The organism is Xanthobacter aminoxidans, from assembly GCF_043193615.1.
Taxonomy (GTDB): domain Bacteria; phylum Pseudomonadota; class Alphaproteobacteria; order Rhizobiales; family Xanthobacteraceae; genus Xanthobacter; species Xanthobacter aminoxidans.
Genome location: NZ_JBAFUS010000001.1, coordinates 1,213,347 through 1,234,820, shown reverse-complemented (window position 1 = coordinate 1,234,820; position 21,474 = coordinate 1,213,347). Strand labels below are relative to the sequence as shown.

At 67.4% G+C, this 21,474-nt stretch carries 18 protein-coding genes; 4 read left to right on the top strand and 14 right to left on the bottom strand.

What is annotated here, in order from left to right; all coding sequences use genetic code 11:
- Positions 1-60: 60 nt before the first annotated feature.
- The 3 genes from V5F74_RS05585 to V5F74_RS05575 form a co-directional block, all read right to left on the bottom strand.
- Positions 61-1,254 (bottom strand): cupin domain-containing protein, encoded by a 1,194-nt coding sequence (locus V5F74_RS05585; RefSeq protein ID WP_394006750.1) that lies wholly within the window; start codon positions 1,252-1,254, stop codon positions 61-63.
- A gap of 186 nt (positions 1,255-1,440) precedes the next feature.
- Entirely contained in the window at positions 1,441-1,929 is a 489-nt protein-coding gene (gene crcB / locus V5F74_RS05580; protein ID WP_394006748.1) for a fluoride efflux transporter CrcB, read from the bottom strand.
- 368 nt (positions 1,930-2,297) lie between these two features.
- Entirely contained in the window at positions 2,298-4,046 is a 1,749-nt protein-coding gene (locus V5F74_RS05575) for an APC family permease (protein WP_394006746.1), read from the bottom strand.
- A 211-nt stretch (positions 4,047-4,257) separates the two neighbouring features.
- Here V5F74_RS05575 and V5F74_RS05570 point away from each other — a divergent pair, with 211 nt between their 5' ends.
- The gene (locus V5F74_RS05570) at positions 4,258-5,001 is read left to right on the top strand and encodes a helix-turn-helix domain-containing protein (RefSeq protein WP_394006745.1); all 744 of its coding nucleotides are present in this window, start codon (positions 4,258-4,260) and stop codon (positions 4,999-5,001) included.
- A 53-nt stretch (positions 5,002-5,054) separates the two neighbouring features.
- Here the strand turns inward: V5F74_RS05570 and V5F74_RS05565 are convergent, their stop codons facing one another.
- The 4 genes from V5F74_RS05565 to glnT are packed head-to-tail and all read right to left on the bottom strand — an operon-like array spanning position 5,055 to position 9,393.
- Complete coding sequence (locus tag V5F74_RS05565; protein WP_029557483.1) at positions 5,055-6,383, bottom strand: FMN-binding glutamate synthase family protein; 1,329 nt, start codon at positions 6,381-6,383, stop codon at positions 5,055-5,057.
- On the bottom strand, positions 6,383-7,072 hold the full coding sequence (locus tag V5F74_RS05560; RefSeq protein ID WP_029557484.1) for a GltB/FmdC/FwdC-like GXGXG domain-containing protein: 690 nt from the start codon (positions 7,070-7,072) through the stop codon (positions 6,383-6,385). The genes V5F74_RS05565 and V5F74_RS05560 overlap by 1 nt, the downstream gene beginning before the upstream one ends.
- A gap of 1 nt (position 7,073) precedes the next feature.
- Positions 7,074-7,970: a class II glutamine amidotransferase gene (locus tag V5F74_RS05555; protein WP_029557485.1), complete on the bottom strand. Its 897-nt coding sequence runs from the start codon at positions 7,968-7,970 to the stop codon at positions 7,074-7,076.
- A gap of 37 nt (positions 7,971-8,007) precedes the next feature.
- Positions 8,008-9,393, bottom strand: coding sequence for a type III glutamate--ammonia ligase (gene glnT / locus V5F74_RS05550; protein WP_081837630.1), 1,386 nt, complete (start codon positions 9,391-9,393; stop codon positions 8,008-8,010).
- 201 nt (positions 9,394-9,594) lie between these two features.
- Between glnT and V5F74_RS05545 the strand changes: the two genes are divergently transcribed.
- Together V5F74_RS05545 and V5F74_RS05540 are read left to right on the top strand one after the other, a co-directional pair.
- Positions 9,595-10,944 carry an NAD(P)/FAD-dependent oxidoreductase gene (locus V5F74_RS05545; RefSeq protein ID WP_394006742.1) on the top strand — a complete coding sequence of 450 codons (1,350 nt, stop codon included), beginning with the start codon at positions 9,595-9,597 and terminating at the stop codon, positions 10,942-10,944.
- Between the two features lie 10 nt (positions 10,945-10,954).
- On the top strand, positions 10,955-11,350 hold the full coding sequence (locus tag V5F74_RS05540) for a Rid family hydrolase (RefSeq protein WP_394006740.1): 396 nt from the start codon (positions 10,955-10,957) through the stop codon (positions 11,348-11,350).
- Between the two features lie 270 nt (positions 11,351-11,620).
- On the opposite strand, the gene V5F74_RS05535 is transcribed toward V5F74_RS05540, so the two are convergent.
- From V5F74_RS05535 to V5F74_RS05505, 7 genes are all read right to left on the bottom strand, one after another.
- Complete coding sequence (locus V5F74_RS05535; RefSeq protein ID WP_029557489.1) at positions 11,621-12,445, bottom strand: DNA-binding transcriptional regulator; 825 nt, start codon at positions 12,443-12,445, stop codon at positions 11,621-11,623.
- Between the two features lie 118 nt (positions 12,446-12,563).
- Positions 12,564-13,409, bottom strand: a complete 846-nt coding sequence (locus V5F74_RS05530; RefSeq protein WP_394006738.1) for a fumarylacetoacetate hydrolase family protein — start codon at positions 13,407-13,409, stop codon at positions 12,564-12,566.
- Positions 13,410-13,454: 45 nt separating this feature from the next.
- Entirely contained in the window at positions 13,455-14,984 is a 1,530-nt protein-coding gene (gene mhpA, locus V5F74_RS05525) for a bifunctional 3-(3-hydroxy-phenyl)propionate/3-hydroxycinnamic acid hydroxylase MhpA (protein ID WP_394006736.1), read from the bottom strand.
- A gap of 158 nt (positions 14,985-15,142) precedes the next feature.
- Positions 15,143-16,111, bottom strand: coding sequence for a VOC family protein (locus tag V5F74_RS05520; protein WP_029557492.1), 969 nt, complete (start codon positions 16,109-16,111; stop codon positions 15,143-15,145).
- 50 nt (positions 16,112-16,161) lie between these two features.
- A complete protein-coding gene (locus V5F74_RS05515) occupies positions 16,162-17,466 on the bottom strand; it encodes an MFS transporter (RefSeq protein WP_029557493.1) in 1,305 nt (434 codons plus the stop codon).
- 449 nt (positions 17,467-17,915) lie between these two features.
- Entirely contained in the window at positions 17,916-19,523 is a 1,608-nt protein-coding gene (locus tag V5F74_RS05510) for an FAD-dependent oxidoreductase (protein ID WP_029557494.1), read from the bottom strand.
- Between the two features lie 11 nt (positions 19,524-19,534).
- A complete protein-coding gene (locus V5F74_RS05505) occupies positions 19,535-21,073 on the bottom strand; it encodes an acyl-CoA carboxylase subunit beta (protein WP_029557495.1) in 1,539 nt (512 codons plus the stop codon).
- Between the two features lie 173 nt (positions 21,074-21,246).
- Between V5F74_RS05505 and V5F74_RS05500 the strand changes: the two genes are divergently transcribed.
- Positions 21,247-21,468, top strand: coding sequence for an acetyl-CoA carboxylase biotin carboxyl carrier protein subunit (locus tag V5F74_RS05500; protein ID WP_029557496.1), 222 nt, complete (start codon positions 21,247-21,249; stop codon positions 21,466-21,468).
- The last annotated feature ends 6 nt before the right edge of the window (positions 21,469-21,474 follow it).

The following is a 21,474-nucleotide window of genomic DNA, read 5'->3' as shown; positions in this document are numbered from 1 at the left end:
ACGGCGGTCCCAAGGCACGGGGCGGCCGGCGGTCCGAAGACCGCCGGTCATCCTTTCGGGTCACGGAAGGAGGGGGTGGTGGCCGGTGGGAATCTTGCGGATGTCCTCGGCCGTGAGGTGGGTGTGGTCCATCACCACCTGCTCCGGCAGGGCGCGCAGCCATCGGTTCAGCGAGATGTCGCGGAACTCGGGGGCCACGAACAGTTCCAGGAACACGAGATCCTCGTCACCCGTATTCTCGATGTAATGGCCGGCCATGTTCTGGACAAAGCCCACGTCGTTGGAGCTGAAATCCATCGTGCGGGCGGCCTCCTGGCCGGGGAATACGGTCATGCGGCCGCGCCCCTTGATCCAGTATTGCCATTCGCTGCCGTTGGGGTGCCAGTGCAGCTCGCGCATGCAGCCCGGCTTCACGGTGACGATGGCGGATGCGATCTTCTGCGAGGCCGGGAAGTTGCGGGAATCGATCACCTTCACGGTGCCCGAAGCGCTCTCCCGCGTGGGCGTCATGGTGCTCGCCTTGAAGGTGTAGGACACCTTCGGCGTCTCCGCGTGGCGCGCCACTTCGGCAATGTCCTGCGCGAGCATGTTGGTCGGTTCCTCGGCGGAGAAGATATAGAGGGGCTCGCCCTTGGGCAGGCGGGCGATCGCGTCAGCATCAAGGCCGAAGTTCTTCTCCAGTATCTCCGGCGGGGTATGCTTGAGCCAGTCGGACAGAAGCAGGGTGCTTTCTTCGGAGAAATCACCCTGGTTGAAGACGAGCAGGAATTCGCAGCCGTCCTCGCCCAGCGCCTGGATCGAATGCGGCGCGCCGGCAGGGAAGAGCCAGAGGTCGCCTTCGCCCACGTCGTCCACGAACATGGCGCCGTCCGGCGTGAACACCGTCACGCGCGCCCGGCCGGAGAGCATGATCGCCCACTCGTCCGCGAGGTGCCAGTGAAGCTCGCGGAAGCTGCCACGGGTCAGCCGCATGTTGACGCCTGCGATGTCCTTGGAGACCGGAAGCTCGCGGGAAGTGACCTGATGGGTCCAGCCGCCGTCCTGGATGCGGCGATGGGTGAGATCGAAGGAGTACCAGAAGGGCTCGACCACGCCATGATCGGTGGGCGGGGGCGTATCCGAATTGGGGTTGATCGCCATCAGGGCGCGGTTCTTCGGCCCGGGATTGCTCGCCGAGACATTGCGCTCGGCAGTGGCGGTTTCCTGGGCGAGGGCACTATAGAACCCAGTGGGCAGGTTGTCGGACGTGGTCATGACTGCTCCTTTATGGTTTGCCTGAGAAAAACGCGCGGCGTTGCTTCGCACCTCGAAGTGTGCCTTCGAATATCGCTGTAGACTGTCGTCTGATGCGCTGAGTTCGCCATAAGACGTGGGGAAGTTGCGGTGCGGACTTGGTATGGCGAGGTGATATGCTGGTATGGGAGCCCGCCACCGGGATCTTCACGCACCGACGCTTCGCGAGACCGTGGCGACGGCGCCCGGAAGCATGAAGCCCAGTGCCACCGCGGTCAGGCCGAGCGTTACTGACAGGCCCACGTTGAGCGCCGCGCGCCCGGGCTCGCCGGCCTGGAGCAGGTCGAGCGTCTGGAGGCTGAAGGACGAGAACGTGGTGAAGCCGCCGCACAGCCCCGCCAGCAGGAACTGGCGGACTTCGTTCGGCGCGGACGACCCGGCGCCCTGGAAGGTCGCCGCGAGTGCGCCGATGGTGAATGAGCCAGCGATGTTGATGAGAATGGTCCCCCACGGCAGGGCGCTGCCGAACAGGAGGGTGAACGAGCGGTTCAATCCGAAGCGCAGGATGGATCCGACCGCACCGCCGAGTGCAACGTAAGTATAAAGAAGCATGGCCCACCTCGCCGGGAAGCCGATCTGCGCGCTTCCGGCGCGATCGATGTGGAAAGCATTCCACGGGCGGGCGACGGCGGACATTCTACATCCGTGTCCGGCGCCTGAACCATCGACTGGTGGGATAACCTAGGTGTATGTGTCCTGGGCCGGACTATGAGGTGGTGAGGGAGGGGGCCTGGCTGGCGACGCTGAGTACGCGAGCGAGGATCGGGGGCTGGGCGCGGGAGATGGCCGTCAAATCCTGGGCGGCGTTCGGACCCGCCCGTCAGCTTCGTAAGCTGTTCCAACCTGCATACGAATGCCGTCTTATCCAATATTCGACCGGGGATGAGATGCGCGGCTTGGCGCCCTTGGCTCCCACAGGTCTCTGCTCCCACGGGTCTCTTGCGTGCTACGAGGTCTGAAGGCTCCCGCGCGGTAGGCGCGGGAGCCTGTGGGCCTTAGGGGCTTCAGCCGGGAAGCTGGAAATAGAAGTGCCCGAACAGCACCACCGCCGCACCGGCCGCCAAGGTGAGATAGGGCAGGAGGCCCGCCCGCCGGGCGCCGAGGTCCTGTCCCTTCAGGTCGAGATCTACCAGCATGTGGTCGGGGAAGCGCCCCTTGTCCTGCACATAGTGCCGGTAGAGGAAGACCGGAATGATCACCAGGGCGAAGGCGAGCCCGTACCAGAGCGCGTTGGGATTGCCCCACACCTTGGCGCCCGCCCCCATGAGCAGCAGGTTGAAGAAGCCGAGCAGCGCATTGAAGGCCACCAGCCAGTTGGGCGCCCGGTAGGGGCGGGGAATGTCCGGGCTGTCGATGCGATGAATCCAGGTGGCCTGCAGGTTCAGGAAGATGAACAGCATGTAGCCCACGTTGGAAATGGACAGGATAAGGTAATACGCGGTCGCATCCGACGCCGCGAAGGTGAGCAGGCCCAGGTTGAAGACGAGGTCGGTCCACATGGCGCGGGTCGGGGCGCCATGCGCGTTGGTGTGGGCGAGGAACTTGGGCAGCCAGCCGTCGACGCCGCCCTGGTAAAGGGTGCGGGAGGAGCCGGCCATGGCCATCATGATGGCGAGGATCAGCGCCAGGATCATCATCATCTCCAGCAGGTGGGTGATGATGGGGGAGCCGGAGCCGACCATGTTGCCCATGGCGGCGGCGACGCCGGTGCCGTCCACGATGTCGGGGGCGGTCATGCCGTCGAGCCCGAGATAGCCCTGGAACGTGGCGGCCACCAACGCGTAGAGCACCACGCACAGCAGGCCGGCGGAGATGATGGATTTCTTGGTGTCGCTGCCGGGGTTCTTGAACTCCCGCGTGTAGCAGACCGCGGTTTCGAAGGCATAGGTGGACCAGCCGGCGATGAAGAGGGCGCCGAAGAATTGCGTCCAGCCGCCGTTGCTCCAGCTGCCGGCAGGCGGCAGCAGAGGCGAAAAGTTCGCGGCGTGGACCGAGCCGTTGAGGAAGGGCACCACGCCGACGATCAGCATGGGCACCACCACGAGGAGGCCGATCCACATCTGCACCCGCGCGGTGCCCAGAATGCCGCGATGCTGGATGGCGAAGGCCACCAGCATGAGTACCGCACCGATGAAGAAGGTGGCGCCGATCTCGATATTGGCGAGGCCGAAGAAGGAGAAGCTGACCAGCTTGAAGGCGCGCAGCGCCGGGGTGCCGGCCTCGGTGAGGGCGGCGATGGCCACCTTGGCGGCCTCCTCTGCGCTCTTGCCGTCAATGGCCGCCGCATGCGCCGCCATCTTCAGCCAGGCGATCACCTCGGGCGACTCGGGCGTGAAGACGGGAAGGGGCGCGACCGCGTTCAGGATATAGCCGGCCGCCACCGCGCAGCCGAGCGAGAGCACCGGCGACCAGGCATACCAGTTGCACCACACCGACAGGGGGGCCGTGAGCTTGGAATAGCGCAGCCACGCCGCCGCCCCGTAGACGGCCGCGCCGCCCGACTTGTTGGCGAACAGGCCGGCAATCTCTGCATAGCTATAGGCCTGGACAAAGCCCATCAGCACGGAGAGCGCCCAGACCAGGAAGGCGAGCTTGCCCGCCGTGGCGCCCATGCCGCCAATGGAGATAAGCACAAGGGCCGGAACGCCGCTGGCGATCCAGAACGCCCCTTTCCAGTCGATGGCCCGATGCAGGCCAGTCGCATCCTCGACGGAGGCGTGGCCGCTCCGCTCGGCATTGGACACAAGTGTCATGACTAATCCCCGTTGGAAGGTTCGGCTACGTTGGAGCCGTCTGTGATTGCATTATATGCAATTATATTTCATGCATTTGATGCATAATTTTTGCAGCCTGACAACAGGCAAATTCAGCATTCGCAAGTTCTTTCCTTAGCGGAAGGTCTTACAAATGGACCGTCACGCGGCTATGCTTTCCCCTTGACGTAACGGCCTTGGGAGTTTGGTGATGGCCATGAAGGCGAAGGCGCCGGCGCGCGCATCCGCGCAGGCCGGATCGACGGAAAAGGTCCCAGCGTTGCCAATGGCCGGTGAGGCGACGAAGTCCGTGACGAAGGCGAAATCCCCCGGCCGCGCCAGATCCGCCGAGGCTGCCCTCGGCCCTTCCGAGCAGTCCGCCGCCCGCGTGCCGCTGGAAAAGCGCATCGGCAACGTGCTGCGCAACCGCCGCGCATCCGCCAATCTGACGCTGGCGGAAGTGAGCGCGGGCGCCGGCATCTCCAGCGCCATGCTCAGCCGCATCGAGAACGGCGCGGCCGCTGCTAGCCTCGATTCCCTGGAACGGGTGTGCGAGGCGCTGGGCATCGGCATGGCCGAGCTGTTTCAGGAGACCGACCAGCAGAACGGCATGGCCCAGCTCATCAAGCGAGCGGACCAGATGGAAGTGGTCCGGGTGGGCACCAAGCACGGCCACACCTACAGGCTGCTCTCCTACGACCGTGGGCCGCGCAAGATCTTTGAACCCTTCTTCATTGAGATGGACAAGAAGAGCCTGTCCTGGCCGCGCTTCTCCCATCCCGGAACGGAATTCATCTACATGTTGCAGGGGCGGATGGAGTACCGCTTCGGCGAGCGGACCTATATCCTGGAGCCGGGCGACGCCTTCACCTTCTCCGGCAATGTGGTTCATGGCCCCGAGCGGCTGCTGGATGAGCGGGCGAAGTTCCTGTCCATCATCATCTACAATGAATGATCCTCAAGGCGGATCGCGCGGCGGCCCGGCGGGTGCCGCGCGATCCGGGGTGTTCAGAACCGCTGCCCGGGGATCCACTCGGTGCCGGCGAGCGGCACGCGGGCCATGGCGGCGGCCTCGATGGTGAGGGCGACGAGGTCCTCCGGCTCCAGATTGTGCAGGTGGTTCTTGCCGCAGGCGCGCGCCAGCGTCTGCGCCTCCAGCGTCATCACCTTCAGGTAGTTGGCAAGGCGGCGCCCCGCCTTCACCGGATCGAGGCGCGCCGCCAGTTCCGGTGTCTGGGTGGTGATGCCGGCGGGATCCTTGCCCTCGTGCCAATCGTCATAGGCCCCCGCGGTGGTGCCGAGCCGCTCGTATTCGGCTTCCCACTGGGGATCATTGTCGCCCAGCGCCGTCAACGCCGCCGTGCCGATGGCCACCGCGTCCGCCCCGAGCGCCAGGGCTTTTGCCACGTCCGCGCCATTGCGAATGCCGCCGGAGACAATGAGCTGCACCTTGCGATGCATCCCCAGGTCCTGGAGCGCCTGAACGGCGGGGCGGATGGCCGAGAGCAGGGGGATGCCCACATGCTCGATGAACACTTCCTGGGTGGCCGCGGTGCCGCCCTGCATGCCGTCCAGCACCACCACGTCAGCACCGGACTTCACCGCCAGTGCCGTATCGTAATAGGGCCGCGAGGCGCCCACCTTCAGGTAGATGGGCTTCTCCCAATTGGTGATCTCCCGCAACTCGTGGATCTTGATCTCCAGATCGTCGGCCCCGGTCCAGTCGGGATGGCGGCAGGCGGAGCGCTGGTCGATGCCCTTGGGCAGGTTGCGCATCTGCGCCACCCGGTCGGAGATCTTCTGGCCCAGCAGCATCCCGCCGCCGCCGGGCTTGGCGCCCTGGCCGATCACGATCTCGATCGCGTCCGCCCGCCGCAGGTCGTCGGGGTTCATGCCATAGCGGGACGGCAGGTACTGGTAGACCAGGTGCCTGGACTGGCCCCGCTCCTCCGGCGTCATGCCGCCATCGCCCGTCGTGGTGGACGTGTCCGCCAGGCTCGCCCCGCGCCCCAGCGCTTCCTTCGCCTGCGCCGATAGCGAGCCGAAGCTCATGCCGGCTATGGTGATCGGGATGGCAAGCTTCAGGGGCTTCTTGGCGAAGCGCGTGCCGAGCGTGACCTCGGTGCCGCATTTCTCCCGATAGCCCTCCAGCGGATAGCGCGTCATGGATGCGCCGAGCAGCAGGAGATCGTCGAAATTGGGCAGGCGGCGTTTGCTGCCGCCGCCGCGAATGTCATAGATGCCGGTGGCCGCCGCGCGGCGGATCTCAGAGAGCGCATAGTCGTCGAAAGTCGCGGACTTGCGCGGCGTGGTCGGAAGCCAGTCTCGCTCACTCATCAGTAGGCATCCACATTGTCGATGTTGAAGTTGTAGAGCTTGCGGGCCGAGCCGTAGCGGCGGAACTCGCCCACATCCACCTTCCCGGCTTCGCCGGCGGCCTTGATGAGATCGAACAATTCCTGCCGGTGCTCGTCGCGCATCTCCTTTTCGATGCAGTCCGCTCCGAGCCCTGCCACAGGCCCGCGCACATAAAGGCGGGCCTCATAGAGGCTGTCGCCCAGCGCTTCGCCGGCCTCGCCGAACACCACGAGGCGCCCGCTCTGGCCCATGAAGGCGGAGAGGTGGCCGATGCCGCCCTTCACCACGATGTCGATGCCCTTCATGGAGATGCCGCAGCGGGCGGAGGCGTTGCCCTCCACGATGAGCAGGCCGCCGCGACCGGTGGCGCCCGCCGACTGGCTGGCATCGCCCTTCACATGGATGAGACCGCTCATCATGTTCTCGCCGACGCCCTGGCCGGCGCTGCCTTCCACCACCAGGGTGGCCTGCTTGTTCATGCCGCCGCAGAAATAGCCCACAGGGCCGGCAATGGTGACGGTGACGGGGGCATCCACCCCCGCTGCGATGGCGTGCTCGCCGGAGGGGTTCAGCACCGTCCAATCGGTTTCGTTTGTGGTGGGGCCGAGCTGTTGCAGGGCCGCGTTCAGCTCCCGGAGGGAGGATTTCGCGAGATCGACGACGGGCATGTCAGGAATGCTCCCAGAAATAGACGGTCGCGGGCTTGGGCTCCCACACCTTGGCGCTCGCGATGTCCGGCAGGACCGTGAGGCTCTTGAACTCGGAGGCGAAGGCGACGTAGCGGTCGGTCTCGGCCATCACCGCCGGCTTGCAGGCAATGGGATCGCGCAGCACCGAGAAGCCGTTCTCCGTGCCCACCACGAAGGTGAAGAAACCGTCCAGATCCTTCAGGCTGGAGGTCAGCGCCTCGTCCAGGCTCTCCCCATCACGCATCTTGCGAGTGAGATAGCCGGCGGCCACCTCGCTGTCGTTTTCGGTGCGGATGCGGATGCCGTCCTGGCGCAGCGCCCGGCGCAGCGAGGCGTGGTTGGAGAGCGAGCCGTTGTGGACCAGGCACTGGTCCGCGCCGGTGGAGAAGGGATGGGCGCCATCGGTGGTCACCGCCGATTCGGTGGCCATGCGGGTGTGGGAAATGCCATGGCTGCCAGCCATCCGGGAGATGGCGAAGGCGGCCGCCACATCGTCGGGATCACCCACGTCCTTGTAGATTTCCAGGCGGTTGCCGGTGCTCATGACGCTGGCCTCCGGCGCATCCTCCGAAAGCCAGGCCTCCGCGCGGACGACGTCCTCGGCGGGCAGCGTCACTACGGCGTGGGTATGGCGCACGGCGGCGATGCCGCCCACGCCCAGCGCCGCCAGGAGACGGGTGGCGAGGGCCTCCGCGTCCGTGCCCTCGGGGGCGGCGAAGGTGAGCTTCACGAGGCCGGGCGTGGCGTCGGCATAGATGGCGAAGCCCGCCGAATCCGGCCCGCGCCCGCGCAGGGTGGAGGTCATGCGCGCCAGGAGGCGCCCAAGGTCAGGTTCGAGCGTCGGGTCCTTGATGAACAGACCAGCTATTCCACACATGGAAGGGTTCCTGTTGCTGGAGAGATCGAAAGAAAGATCAGAAGAAGGTGAGGTATTGCTGGGTCTCCCAGTCGGAGACGTGGCGGTGGTATTCGCCCCATTCCTCGCGCTTCAGCGTCACGAACTCGTCGATGAAGTCGGCGCCGAGTGCCGTGCGGAAGAGGTCGCTCGCCTCCAGCTCCTCCACGGCCTCGCACAGGGTGCGCGGCAAGGTCTCGATGCCGCGGGCGCGCACCTCAGCCGGGGTGAGGGCGTAGAAATTCACGTTGTGCGGCGCGCCGGGATCGAGCGCGCGGTCCACCCCGTCGAGCCCGGCGGCAATGAGGGCGGCCTGGGCCAGATAGGGGTTCATGCCGGAATCCCCCACCCGGATCTCGATCCGCCCATAGGGCACGCGCACCATGGCGGTGCGGTTGTTGTCGCCATAGGCGATGAAGACCGGTGCCCAGGTCGTGCCGGAGGCGGTGCGCCCCACCACCAGGCGCTTGTAGGAATTCACCGAGGGGGCCAGCAGCGCGGTCAGCGCCTTGGCATGGTGCAGAATGCCGGCGGTGAAGGCGTAGGCGAGGGGGGACAGCCCCAGCCCGTTGGCATCGCCGGCATCGTGGAACACGTTCCGGCCGGAGGCGTCCGCCAGCGAGCAATGGATGTGCATGCCATTGCCGGTGAACGAGCTTTTCGGCTTGGGCATGAAGGAACAGATCGCGCCCAGTTCGTGCGCCACTTCCGCCGCCGCCATCTTGAAAAGGGTCACGGTGTCGGCCGAGGTCAGCGCGTCGGCGTAGCGGAAATTGATCTCGTACTGGCCGTTCGCGTCCTCATGGTCGATCTGGTAGACGTCGATGCCCAGCGCCTTGAGACTTTCCGTCACCCGCTCCAGGAACACCCGCACGCGGGACAGGCCGCGATAGTCATAGGCGGGCTTGCGCAAGGTATCCGTGCCGTCGAACGGCCGCACGGAACCGTCGGCGGTGCGCTCCAGCAGCGAAAATTCCGGCTCGATGCCGGTATTGAGGGTCCAGCCCCGCTCCGCGAGCCGCGCCACCTGCGCTTTCAGCATGTTGCGGGTGTCGATGGGATGCTCGCGCCCGCCCACGATGCCAGTGCCCATCATGCGCGCATAGCCGGGCGCCCAGGGCAGGAGCTTCAGCGTGTCGAGGTCGCCGCGCACGATGTACTCGGCCTCGTGCGGAGCGAGGCGCAGGCCGTTGACGCCGCCCCCGGCAAAGCCGACGCCCTCGGCCACCAGTTCGTCCAGGTGATCCACCGGCACCGCCTTGCTCTTGGCGGTTCCGTAGATGTCCACGAACTGGGCCAGCACGTAGCGCACCTTGTGCGCCTTGAGGAAGGCGCGCGCGGCCTCCAGGTCCAGCCCCGCCGGCGTGGCGAGGGCATCGGGCATAAAGCTCCATTGCTCGGTCATGAGCCGTCATTCCCTGCTTGGAAGGTCGTAAGTTTATGCGGGATCTATGCTTTTGCGGCCCGCCTGTGGGCCGGGGCGCGCTGGCATCGGCCGATGCCGCGCCCAATCTGGCTACAATGAACTTGCATGTGATGCAACATATTTGTATGAAGTATCTGCCGGAGCGCTTCGGGTGCGGTCCAAGGAAGGGGAGCCATTGGCATGAGCGGGACGGGGCGGCATCCCACGCTTCTGGAGCTGTCACGCGGCCATGTGCCGGAGGGAGCGAGCCTGTCCTTCGTGCCCTATTGGTGGGAGGCCGCGCCGCGGCCGAACCTCGATGCGGCGCCGCTGCCAGAGGTGGCCGATGTGGTCATCATCGGCTCCGGCTTCACGGGCCTGTCCGCCGCTCTGACGCTGGTGCGCAATGGCCGTGTGCCGCTGGTGCTGGAGCGGGAGGTGCCGGGTTTTGGCGCGTCCACGCGCAATGGCGGGCAGATCGGCAGCGGCAACCAGAAGTTCCGCGTCAGGCATCTCATCGCCCTGCGCGGCGAGGAGAAGGCGCGGGCGATGCTGCGTGAGGGCGTGGCCATGCTCGACTATATCGCGGAGCTTGTGGAGCGCGAGGCGATCGCCTGCGACTTCGTCCGCTGCGGCCGCTTCCGGGGCGCCATTCGCCCCGCCCATTACGAGACCATGGCCCGCGATATGGAGGACCTTCGCGCGTTCGCGGGCGTGGAAAGCTACATGGTGCCGCGCGCCGAGCAGCATCAGGAAATCGGCTCGGACCTGTTCCATGGCGGCTCGGTTCTGCCGGGCGACGCGAGCCTGCATCCCGGCCGGTATCATGCGGGCCTGATGGCGCGGATCACCGCCGCCGGCGGGTCCGTCATCGGCGGGGCGGGGGTGACGGGCATCCGCGCGGAGCCCGGCGGTTTCAGACTCGCCACCGCGCGTGGACAGGTGCGGTGCAGGGCGGTGATCGTGGCCACCAACGGCTATACGGACGGCATGCTGCCGGAGCTGAGGCGGCGCATCGTGCCGGTGGGCTCAGGGCTCATCGCCACGGGAGATATTCCGTCCGCTCTGTTCGACGCGCTGATGCCGAGGGGCCGCGTCTATGGCAACACGAACCGCGTCTTTTCCTATTTCCGCGCGGCGCCGGGCGCGCGGCGGATCGTCTGGGGTGGACGGGTCGGCCGGCTGGCCTCCGCCCGCGCGCCGGCCGCCTATGCCCATCTCGCACGCGATCTGCTCCAGACTTTTCCGGCGCTGTCCGAGGTGCCCGTGACCCATGGGTGGGACGGCCTCATCGGCTATACCTATGACGAGGTGCCCCATCTCGGGCGCACGCGGGCGGGGGTGCATTATGCCCTCGGTTATTGCGGCACCGGCGTTTCCCGCGCCACCTATTTCGGCCACAAGGTGGCCCTGCAGCTTCTGGAGGCGCCGGAGGGACAGACCGCCTTCGACGACCTCGCCTTCCCCGCCTTTCCTGTCCATCCCGTGGCGAAGCGGGCCGTGCCGGTCTTCGAGACCTGGTACCGGCTGCGCGATACCTATAACTTCTAGTGGAGCAAAGATGAGCCAAAGTGTGACCAGCGCCCGCCGCAATATTTCATCGGGCGGTGCCTATGAAAGCGTGTTCGGCTATTCCCGCGCGGTGCGGGTGGGGGACGACATCCATGTGTCCGGCACCTGCGCCCCCGTGGGGCATGAGGACAGCGACGCCGAGACCCAGACCCGGGCCATCCTCGCCATCGTCGAGAAGGCGATTGCCGAGGCGGGTGGCAGCATGTCGGACGTGGTGCGCACGGTGGTCTATGTGCGCGACATGGCCGACGCGGACGGGGTCGCCCGCGGCCATCTGGAGCACTTCGACGCCATCCGTCCCGCCAGCACCCTGGTGCAGGTCTCCTCGATGCTGCGGCCCTGGCAGAAGGTGGAAATCGAGACCTATGCCAAGGTGGTGGCATAAGGTTCGCGCGGCCCCTGAAGGGGGGCACTTCGAAATGTTGTTCCCCGGGAGGGGACCGCATTCGGTGGCCGATCTGTGACCCCCTCCTCAGAGGGGCCTCGTTCGGACGCGGATATCCCGCTCAAACAGGGGCCTTGTTCCACGCCGATTCACAACCGAGGTCAGCACGCGGAACTTGCACACGGGTCTGGCAGATCTCCCTGATCCGAGGAGAACACCAGGCCACGCGATGGCGTCGCGCGACCGGGTTCCTTCCGTCCCGGGGGCTATCTATGGAGCTGCCCCGTTCGGCTGCGCGGAGATCGTTCGCGCGATGGCCCGCGCTATGCCCAGCAATGCGTCCGAATGCGCAGAAATCGCCTCGTCCAGTGACAGAGCGGTGCGAATCCAGATCATCGAGACCACCGCCTCCACCCGATCATCCACCATAACGGGTGCGGCGATGCTGGAGGTCTTCGGCCGGAACTCGCCCCCATCGCGCACTCCGATGGCGCGGCGGCGCGTCTCCTCGATCATGCGCTTCAGCCACGCCTCCTCAAGGAAGGGGCGATCCTCCGGGTCGGGGATGCGACGCAGATGGTCGAGGATCATCGCCCGCTCCTCGTCCCGGCAGAAGGCGAGGTAGGCGCGGCCCGCGGAGGTGCGCAGCATGGGCAGGCGATAGCCGATCATGCCCCTGTCGATGGAAAGCGGGCTGCGCGTGTGGGTGGTCTCGTGGATCACCATGGCGGCGTTCTCATACACCGTCAGGTCGAGAGGCCAGACGAGGCGCGGCCCGTGTTCGCCGAACACCGGCCCGGCCGCCTGGCACACGCGGGAATGCGATGCATAGCCGTCGCCGAGGCTGGCGGAGAGGCGCGTGACACGCACCTGCGACGAGGAGGCCGAGAAGGCCACATAGCCCTCCTCCTCCAGCGTCTGCAGCAGGCGGTAGACGGTGGGGCGGGGTATGTCGAGGGCGCGGGCGATGGCGGCTGCACTGGTGCTGCCCACCGCATTGATGTGGCGCAGCACGGCGAGCCCGCGGCGCAGCGCGCGCACGCTGTCGGTGCGGTCCTGCGTCCCCGCGCCATCGTCAGCCGGTCGTTGTCCCATGGTCCGGCGGCGCTCCCCCTCGGCCGGGCGAACCGGTCTTCCCACCATGCTACACGCGATGGGAGGGCGGTGCCCAGCCCGGCCGGCCCGGTTGGCGCCGGGCTGGCCGGGTCTGGCCTCAGGCCTTCTCGGCGACGACGGGGTTGCGCAGCACGCCGATGCCGCTCACTTCCACCTCCACCACGTCGCCGGCCTTCATGAAAAGCTTGGGGGTGCGCCGCGCGCCAACCCCGCCGGGCGTGCCGGAGACGATCACGTCGCCGGGCAACAGGGGCAGGATGGTGGAGGTGTAGGCAATCAGCGTGGGGATGGGCGTGATCATCAGGTCCACGGTGGTGCGCTGCACCTCAGTGCCGTTGAGACGGGTGGCGAGGGTGAGGCGGGTCGGATCGCCGATCTCGTCGGCGCTCACCATCCACGGGCCGAAGCCGCCGGTGGCGGCAAAGGTCTTGCCGGGCATGAACTGCGAGGTGTGGCGCTGCCAGTCGCGCACGCTGGCATCGTTGTAGCAGGCATAGCCCGCCACATGGGACAGCGCGTCGGCCTCCGAGATGCGCCGGCCGCCCTTGCCGATGATGACGGCAAGCTCGCCCTCATAGTCGAACTCGTCGGATTCCAGCGGCTTCACCAGCGCTTCGCCGTCTCCCACCTGGCTGCCCGCATAGCGCGCGAACAGCATGGGATTGGGGGTCACCGTGCGGCCCGTCTCCACCACATGGTCGTGGTAGTTGAGGCCGACGCACACGATCTTGTCCGGGTCGGGAATGACCGGCGCCAGCGTCACGTCGGCGAGGGCGAAATCCGCCGGCGCGCCGGCGTAAGCGGTTGCACGGTCGAGCCCGCCGGCGATGAAGGCGCGCAGCGTCGGCGCTTCGGGGAAGCGGCGGGCGAGATCGACGATCCCGCCATCGGTCACGAGGCCGTAGCCGGCCTTGCCGGCATGGGTGAAGGACGCGAACTTCATGGGGGCAAACCTTTTCCTTGAACGTTTCGGGATGAGAGAGAGAGATCAGGCGGCAGAGGCCTGTGCGGGGGCGGCGGGGGCCAGCGCATCGGCCATGGCGGCAAGGTCCGTCTCGTCGACCGCGCTTCCGGCCACGTAGCGATCCGGGCGGACGAGCACCGCCGCGGCGCCGGCCGCGTCCAGCAGCGGGCCGAGGTCGGGGCAGTCGGCCACGGTGACGACGGCGATGCCGGCCGCCTCGAAGCGCTGGCGCACCCGCTCGGAGGCGCTGCGCCAAAGCGCATCGCGGCACAGCAGGGCGAAGCCGAAGCCCACGGCGTCGTCCAGCCGGCGCCCGTCGGCGAGGCGGGGCTGGGCGAAGCGGCTGCCGGTGATGTCCACGCGGCCGATGGCGACGCCCGGTCCCAGCTGGGGCACGCGGCTGCGCAGGCGCGCCACGCCGTCGGCGTCGCGGAAGGCGGCGTTGAGGGCCGCCTCGGTGCCGCAGGTGTTGATGAGGCCGCCGAGCCGCACCGCGGTCTCGATATAGGCATGGGCGTCGGGCGCCCGCTCGCTCTGGTAGGTGTCGAGCAGGCTGTCCTCGGCCCGCCCCTTCACCACCGCCTCGAGCTTCCAGGCGAGGTTCGCCACGTCGCGGATGCCGGAGCACATGCCCTGGCCCATGAAGGGCGGGGTCTGGTGGGCGGCGTCGCCCGCCAGCAGCAGCCGGCCGGCACGCCAGCGCTGGGCCACCGCCGAATGGAAGGTATAGACCGCCGCCCGCTCCAGTTCCGCCTCATCCGGACGCAGCCACGGCGCCAGCAGCGACCAGACGGTCTCGGGATGCACCACGGCGCGGCCGTCCTCCTCGGGCAGGACGGTGATCTCCCAGCGGCGGCGGTCGCCGGGGCCGCGCACATAGGTGGCGGGGCGCGCGGGGTCGCAATACTGGATGGTGTGATCGCCCAGCTCGGGCTTCGGCCGCCGGAGAACAGCGTCCACCACCAGCCAGCGCTCGTGGAAGCCGAGGTCGTCCATGGAGGAGCCGATGACGCGGCGCACCAGCGAGCGGGCACCGTCGCAGCCCACCACATAGCGGGCGCGGGCCTGCTGCAGGCGGCCGATGGAGAGGTCCTCATAGCGGACCGTCACCCCCTCGGCGTCCTCAACGAAGGCGAAGGCGTCACAGCGCGTGCGCACCCGGACGCTGGCGAAGCGCCTGAGGCCGTCACGCAGGGTCCGCTCCAGGTCCGGCTGGTGGAAGCGGTAGCTGGCGTGCCAGCCGAATTCGCTCACCTCCGGCGGGCGTGGCCAGTCCATCAGCAGCGCGCCGTTCACGTCGACGAAGCGCATGCCCGGATTGACCCGCAGAGACGGGACGATCTCGTCCGCGAGGCCGATGGTCTGGAACACGCGCATCACCTCGTCATCGAAGTGCACGGCGCGCGGCAGGTGATAGGCCTCTGTCTCGCGTTCCAGCACGAGGGTGGAGACGCCCTGAAGGCCGAGCAGGTTGGCGAGGGTCGCGCCCACCGGGCCGAGGCCGATGATAACGACGTCGAAAGGATCCGGCGTGCTGCCGTTTGCCTCGGGCATGGTTTTCCCCGTGTTTGGGCCGGACTGATCCCAGAGCGGGTCTCAGCCGGCAATGATGCCGGTCCCGGCGTCCGCCTGGCGGACATCGGCGCGATGAAGAGGGTCCGCGGGCGGGCGGAAGCGCGGTCCCGCGGGGGCTTGGAACGGAAAGGCGGCGGTCAGCCCGCCAGCCGGCTGTAGAGCCAGGGGCAGTCCACCACGTCCGGCGACCTGAGGCCGTTCGCGGCTGCCGCGAGGCGCATGTTGCGCAGGCGGGCGCGCGGCTCCTCGGGCAGATAGAGGCGCTCGTGCCCCCAGAAGCTCGGCCCGGTGAAGGTCTCGTGCGGCTCCCATGTGGCCGGATCGATCACCCGCCCGCCCCAGCCGTTCTCCACGAAGAAGCCGGAGGGCGAGTTGGCGTAGAAGGAGGTCATGAAATCGTTGGTGTGGCGCCCCAGCGTGTAGGCGAGGCGCCCCTCGTCCAGCTCGGCGAGGTCGTAGCCCTGGCCCACGTCGTCGAGATTGTTGAACTCGATCATGAAGTGATGAAAGCCGGTCTGCCCCGAGCCCACCATGGCGAGGCTGTGGTGGCGCCCGTTCACATGAAAGAAATAGAGCGGGTAGGGGGTGAGTCCGTAGTCGCTGATGTGGAAGTCGAGCAGGTCACGATAGAAGGGCAGGAGCGCGTCGATCCGCACTGCGTGCAGCACGGCGTGCCCCATGCCGAACGGGCCGGTGCGAAAGCCCGAGATGGGGCGGCCGGGCACGAACGGGTCGCTCGCCCGCATGGGGTTGAAGAACAGTTCGACACTGTTGCCGTCGGGATCGGCGAAGGTGATGAGGTCCTCGACGAAGCGCCGGTCGGCGAGCGACCGCGTGCCCCGCGCCACCGCGACGCCGGCGGCCTCGAGGCGCGCGGCGAAAAGGTCGAGGTCCGCCTTCTCCTCCACCTCCCAGCCGATGGCGGCGATCACCGCGCCCGGCTCGTTCACCACGAACAGGCGCTGGCGCTGGTCGTCCATGCGGAAGGTCGTCTGGGTGCGCGTCGCGTCCACCGCCTGCATGGCGAGGAGGCCCGAGGCGAAGGTGTTCCAGTCGTCCATCCTGTCCGAGCGGATGCCGAGATAACCGAGCGCGATGACGCCCATGACGGTGGTCCTCCGGGTGGGGTGGGTCGTGGTGGCGGTGGGGTCCGGCCTCAGGCCGGCGGCAGCGCCGAGGCCGAACGGGCGGGGATGAGGAAGCTGCACCAGAAGGTCAGCGCCGCGGACGCCGCGATGTAGAGCGCGGGGGCCGCATTCATCCCGGTCTGTGCGATGAGCGCGGTGGCGGCCAGCGGCGCGAAGCCGGACAGCAGCGTGACGCTCACATTGTAGGACAAGGCGATGCCGGTGAAGCGCACCTGCGTCGGGAAGAGCCCGGCGAGGATGCTCGGCCAGATGCCGCTCGCCAGCGAGAACACCAGCGACAGCAGGCTCAGTATCAGGACGATGCTGGCGCCGTGGTTCGCCATCAGCGCGAACAGCGGGACCACCACGACCACCATGCCCAGCGCGCCAGCCCGCAGGATGAGGCGTCCGGGCACGAAGTCCCCCGCCCAGCCGGCGAGGATGAGGCCGATGGAGCTGACCACCAGCGCCACCGTCATGGCCAGTGCCACGTCGGGGGCGGGATAATGCAGCGTCTTGACGAGGAAGGCGGGCACGAAGCCGTAGAGCATGCCGTTGAATCCGGCGATGATGGCGGCGACGCCAGCCGCCACCAGCACCGAGCGGCCGTGATGGCGCATCAGTTCGCGCAGGGGATGGCGCGTGGCCTTGCCGTGCAGGTTCACGAACTCCGGCGACTCTTCGAGCTTGCGGCGCAGCGCGAAGCTGATGAGGCCGATGACACCGCCGAGGAGGAAGGCGATGCGCCAGCCGTAGTCCGCCACATCCTGCGGCGGCAGCGCGTACTGGATGCCGAGATTGACCAGGGTCGCGATGAGCACGCCCACATTGACGCAGAAGATGATGAAGCCGCAGGCAAGGCCCGCGCGGGCGGGCGCCGCCTCCACCGCATAGGTCACCGCGCCCGGCAGCTCGCCGCCGAGGCAGATGCCCTGCACGAGGCGGAAGGCCACCAGCAGCAGCGGCGCCGCAATGCCCCAGGACTGGTAGTTCGGCAACAGGCCGATGGCGATGGTGGCGAGCGTGGTGAGGCCCAGCGAGCCGATGAAGACCGGCCGGCGGCCATAGCGGTCGCCCAGAATGCCCAGCACCGCCCCGCCGAACGGCCGGGCCAGGAAGCCGAGGGCCAGGACCGAGAAGGAGAGGATCAGCGAGACGTAGGGATCATCTGTCGGGAAGAACTGGGCGGAAATATACTGGACGAAGATGCCGTAGATGATGAAATCGTAGAATTCGAGCGACCCGCCGAGGCTCGCGAGGAAGATGATCCGCCACTGTCCCTTGTTGAGACTCGGTGCGGCTTGTCCTGAAAGGGGATAAGTGGCGTGTGTCATGGATCCTCGGGGCCTCTCTGTTTATTGGCTGTGTTCTTGAAAGCAGATACAGGCGTGCCGGGGCCGCCCGCGACTCGCGCGCAAGCGAACAAAGTCCCGGCGACGCCAAGATGCCAGCGTCTTGTTTTACTGATGAAGGCTGATTGTCCTGGGCCGTTCCGAGATGGAAAGCGCAAAGGATTGCTCGGCACGCGGTGGGGCAGGGGCGCCGTCAGTCATGTCATCCTCCCGGATATTATTCTTGCCTGAGGGGTAGGATGAGCGAGGGCCTTCCGACAGCGAATTGTCGCGGCTGTCCACGTGGCGGACATGCTGCATCGCGGTGCCGTCCGTAGCGTATTTTTCTTGCGGCGGGACAAGAACCGCCGCGCCGGCCGACCTCGTGCGAGATGGGGCAACGCTGTCGATCGAACGTGGCGGGCGCCTTCCTCGGTCTCCGTTGGACGATGTCAGGCGGGAAGTCGCGCCTCGGCCGCCTGTCGGCCGGCGGTGCGACCGCCGATGACGCATTCGGCGAGGTTGCCGCCGCTCATGTAGATGTGGCCGAACAGGCTGCCGAGCTCGCCTGCCGCATAAAGGCCGGGGATCGGCGCGCCGAAGGGGTCCAGCACGCGCTGGCGCACATCGTGGCGCGGACCACCCTGCGTGTTGATGACGACGGGGCGAACCCGCCCGAAATAGAAGGGGGGCTCACTGATCGGCGCCATGGTCTCCGGCAGCCGGCCGAAGGCCGCGTCGCGGCCCGCAGCGACGGCGGCGTTCCAGGCATCGACCGTGGCACGCAGCTCAGGCCCGGGCACGTCCATCAGCGCCGCAAGCTCTTCAAGGGTATCGGCGCGGTGGAAGATGCCAGCCTCGACCTCGCGCGCATTGTCTGCGCTCCAACCGAGGTTCGGCTGCGGGTCGTTGTGAACCGAGCGCCCCAGCGGATACATGCGCCGGCCGGCATCGTCGAACACGAGGAACGCCGGATCGCGCGGGAACCCCTGGCACTTCGGGTCGAAGGCATCGAACGGGCGCACGCCGGTATCGCCGGGATAGGGCGGATACTCGTCCATGAAACGCCGGCCGGCCTGATCGACGAGGATCCAGGCGAGGCGTGGCAGGACCTTCTCGGAGGCTCTTCCCGGCGCGGGATCGGTGCCGAGGGTCGCGGCGCCCAGTGTCTGCGTCCCGCTGGGGGCCGGCGTCCACATGGGCACCGCCTTGAGATAGAGGCCGAACGGGTAGTCCGGATCGGGATGCACGAGGCCGTAGGGGCCGTGATAGTGCCACATGTGCCAGAGGTCGGCGCCCACAGCCTGGGCCATGCGGATGCCGTCACCGGTGTTGCCGCGGAAGGATCCCGTCAGCACGGCCCCCTTCTGGAAGTACTGACGCTGCATCTCCGCATCGGCCTCGAACCCACCGCAGGCGAGGACCACGCCGCCATGCGCCCGGATTGCCAGCGGACGGCCGTCGTGCTCGGCCAGAAGGCCAATCACCGAACCGTCGGCGTCCGTCAGGAGCCGACGTGCCGGGGTCGACATAAGAACTTTGACCGCGCGTGCCGCGACATTGTCGGCAAGTACCTTGAAGAGGCGCGTGCCGTTCTTCACCGGCCCCGCCTGGGGAAAGCAGGTGCCGTCCTCCAGCGCCGGCACCGATTCGACTTCGCAATAGCCGAGCGCCTCGTATCCCGGCAGGGGATAGTTGCCGAGGGCCGACGTTACGCGAACCTTGGCGTCGCTGAGACGGGCGAGGTCGCGCATATAGCCTTCCACTTCCACCATGCCGTCGGCCAGCGCCTCCAGCAGGACCTGCGGCGTCCGCCCGCCGCAGGTGGCTTCGAGATAGGAGAGCGCCGCCGCGCGATCGCCGCTCACGCGGATCCCGCCGGCCGACACCACGGACAGCCCGCCGGGGAAGTCCATCTTCTCGATCAGCAGCGTGCGGGCCCCGCAATCAGACGCCTCGATGGCCGCGACGGCGCCGGCCGCGCCAAAGCCCACGACCAGCACGTCGGTTTCAATGTCCCAGGATGTAGGCAGCGGCTGCCTCGGGGTTTGCGGCCTCATCGCGTGCGCTTTCATGGATCGATGCGGTGCTTGAATGAGGGCTCGCGCCCCGGGCGGGTGCGGGCGAGCACGTCAAGGATCACAGCGCGGGTCTCGGCCGGCGCGATGACGTCGTCGATCAGGGCCATCTCGGCGGCGAGATAGGCGGAGGCCTGCGCCTCCGCGCTCGCCAGCAGCTCGCGGCGACGGGCGGCCGGATCTGCTGCCTTGGCGATCTCCTTGCCGTAGGTGAGTTCGACCCCGGCTGCGGGGCCCATCACGTCGAACTGCGCGGTCGGCCAGGCGACGATGGCGTCCGGCGCCATCACGCGACCACCCATGGCGAGATAGGCGAGGCCCACCGCCTTGCGCAGGACGATGGTCGCCTTCGGCACGCTCGCGCCGATGACGCTGTTCAGGAAGCGCGAGGCGAGCGAGACCATCCGCTGGTTCTCGATCTCCGGACCCACCATGAAGCCGGGGCAATCCACAAAGAACACCAGGGGGATATGAAAGGCGTTGCAGGTGTCGACGAACTTTCGCGCCTTCTGGATGCCCTTCTCGTCGATCGCCCCGGCCATCTTCATGGGGTTGTTCGCGAGAATGCCCACCGACTGGCCGTCCATGCGGGCAAAGGCGGTGATGAGGCTCGGCCCGTAGGTCTGCCGGTAATGGAGCAGCTCGCCGCCGTCGACGATCAGCCGGATCAGCTCCTCCATGTCGTAGGCGCGGCGATGGTTGTCGGAGACGATCTGCGTGAGCCGCAGCGCGCCCTCCGGCGTGTCGCAGGCGGCCGGGCGCGGCGCCACGGTCGGCGGAAGTTCATCGCAATTTGAGGGCAGGAAGGAGAGAAACGCGCGGATCGCCGCAAGCGCCTCCACATCACTCCGGGTCAGCATATCCGCCTGGCCGGTGATTGCGGCGCTCTTCTCGGCCCCGCCGATGTCCTCGGCGGAGACCACCTTGCCGATACCCACCTTCACAACGGGCGGCCCGGACATGCCCATATATCCGGAGCCGGCGACGATGGTGACAAAGTCGGATTGAAGCGCGGTGAAGGAGGGGCCGCCGAAGCATGCGCCCATGACCGCCGCCACCTGCGGGACCCGGCCGGAGAGCATGAAATGCTCCTTGAAGCGGGCCCCGAGACCGGCGGCGATGGCGCCGTTATTTTCTTGAAACCGGCCGGCGCCCGCCTCCATCAGCGCGATGAAGGGGCGGCGATGGCGCAAGGCAAGGTCGCGCACACGCTGGCTCTTCGCTTCAGCCACGCGGCCGCGCGTTCCGGCGATCACCGAGGCATCCTCGGAGGCCACATAGACCTCCCGCCCGTCGATGGTGCCCCATCCTGCGACGAGGCCGTCGGCCGGCGTGCGTGCCTTGAGCGCGCCGTGCTGGCTGCGGGCGAGAAGCCCGATTTCCCGGAATGAGCCGGGATCGAGCAGTCGCTCGATCCGCTCCCGTGCGTCGAGTTTGCCCGCGGCCTTGAGCTTGGCGAGCGCGGCGGCGCCCCCCATTGCGCGAGCGGATGTGCGACGCGATTCGAGTTCCTTCAGCGTGTCCTCGTCCATAGGGCCCGGCTTCGCTCCCGTATCGCTCGGCGGTCCATCACGGCCGCGTCGTCTCTTATGAGGACGTTGTAGATTGTTTCTTCCCATGTAAATGCATTTGCAGCATATTGTCACCATTGCACGTCGATATTCATCGGGCAGGCGCAATCCACACAGGCAGGGGGATAATGTTCATGGCGGAGCATGACGTGGTATCGAGCGTCACCGGCGTGGTGTTCGAGGTGGCGGTGGCGGAAGGCGGTCTGGTGGCAGCCGGCGACACCCTTCTGGTGGTCGAATCGATGAAGATGGAGATTCCGGTTGCCGCCCCGAGCGCCGGCCGGATCGCGCGCATCCTGGTCGCCGCTGGCGACGGCGTGGACGAAGGCCAGCCGGTGGCGATCATTGAAGAGTGACTGCGC

Excerpts from the sequence above, each read along its gene's own strand:
- V5F74_RS05560 (WP_029557484.1), bottom strand. The coding sequence starts at position 7,072 with ATGCCCGTCGTCGATCTCGCGAAATCCTCCCTCCGGGAGCTGAACGCG.
- V5F74_RS05530 (WP_394006738.1), bottom strand. The coding sequence starts at position 13,409 with ATGAAGTTCGCGTCCTTCACCCATGCCGGCAAGGCCGGCTACGGCCTC.
- V5F74_RS05545 (WP_394006742.1), top strand. The coding sequence starts at position 9,595 with ATGAGCGGGACGGGGCGGCATCCCACGCTTCTGGAGCTGTCACGCGGC.
- V5F74_RS05515 (WP_029557493.1), bottom strand. The coding sequence starts at position 17,466 with ATGACACACGCCACTTATCCCCTTTCAGGACAAGCCGCACCGAGTCTC.
- crcB (WP_394006748.1), bottom strand. The coding sequence starts at position 1,929 with ATGTCCGCCGTCGCCCGCCCGTGGAATGCTTTCCACATCGATCGCGCC.
- V5F74_RS05510 (WP_029557494.1), bottom strand. The coding sequence starts at position 19,523 with ATGAGGCCGCAAACCCCGAGGCAGCCGCTGCCTACATCCTGGGACATT.
- glnT (WP_081837630.1), bottom strand. The coding sequence starts at position 9,393 with ATGACCGAGCAATGGAGCTTTATGCCCGATGCCCTCGCCACGCCGGCG.
- V5F74_RS05535 (WP_029557489.1), bottom strand. The coding sequence starts at position 12,445 with ATGGGACAACGACCGGCTGACGATGGCGCGGGGACGCAGGACCGCACC.
- mhpA (WP_394006736.1), bottom strand. The coding sequence starts at position 14,984 with ATGCCCGAGGCAAACGGCAGCACGCCGGATCCTTTCGACGTCGTTATC.
- V5F74_RS05555 (WP_029557485.1), bottom strand. The coding sequence starts at position 7,970 with ATGTGTGGAATAGCTGGTCTGTTCATCAAGGACCCGACGCTCGAACCT.
- V5F74_RS05585 (WP_394006750.1), bottom strand. The coding sequence starts at position 1,254 with ATGACCACGTCCGACAACCTGCCCACTGGGTTCTATAGTGCCCTCGCC.
- V5F74_RS05520 (WP_029557492.1), bottom strand. The coding sequence starts at position 16,111 with ATGGGCGTCATCGCGCTCGGTTATCTCGGCATCCGCTCGGACAGGATG.
- V5F74_RS05565 (WP_029557483.1), bottom strand. The coding sequence starts at position 6,383 with ATGAGTGAGCGAGACTGGCTTCCGACCACGCCGCGCAAGTCCGCGACT.
- V5F74_RS05570 (WP_394006745.1), top strand. The coding sequence starts at position 4,258 with ATGGCCATGAAGGCGAAGGCGCCGGCGCGCGCATCCGCGCAGGCCGGA.
- V5F74_RS05575 (WP_394006746.1), bottom strand. The coding sequence starts at position 4,046 with ATGACACTTGTGTCCAATGCCGAGCGGAGCGGCCACGCCTCCGTCGAG.
- V5F74_RS05540 (WP_394006740.1), top strand. The coding sequence starts at position 10,955 with ATGAGCCAAAGTGTGACCAGCGCCCGCCGCAATATTTCATCGGGCGGT.
- V5F74_RS05500 (WP_029557496.1), top strand. The coding sequence starts at position 21,247 with ATGGCGGAGCATGACGTGGTATCGAGCGTCACCGGCGTGGTGTTCGAG.
- V5F74_RS05505 (WP_029557495.1), bottom strand. The coding sequence starts at position 21,073 with ATGGACGAGGACACGCTGAAGGAACTCGAATCGCGTCGCACATCCGCT.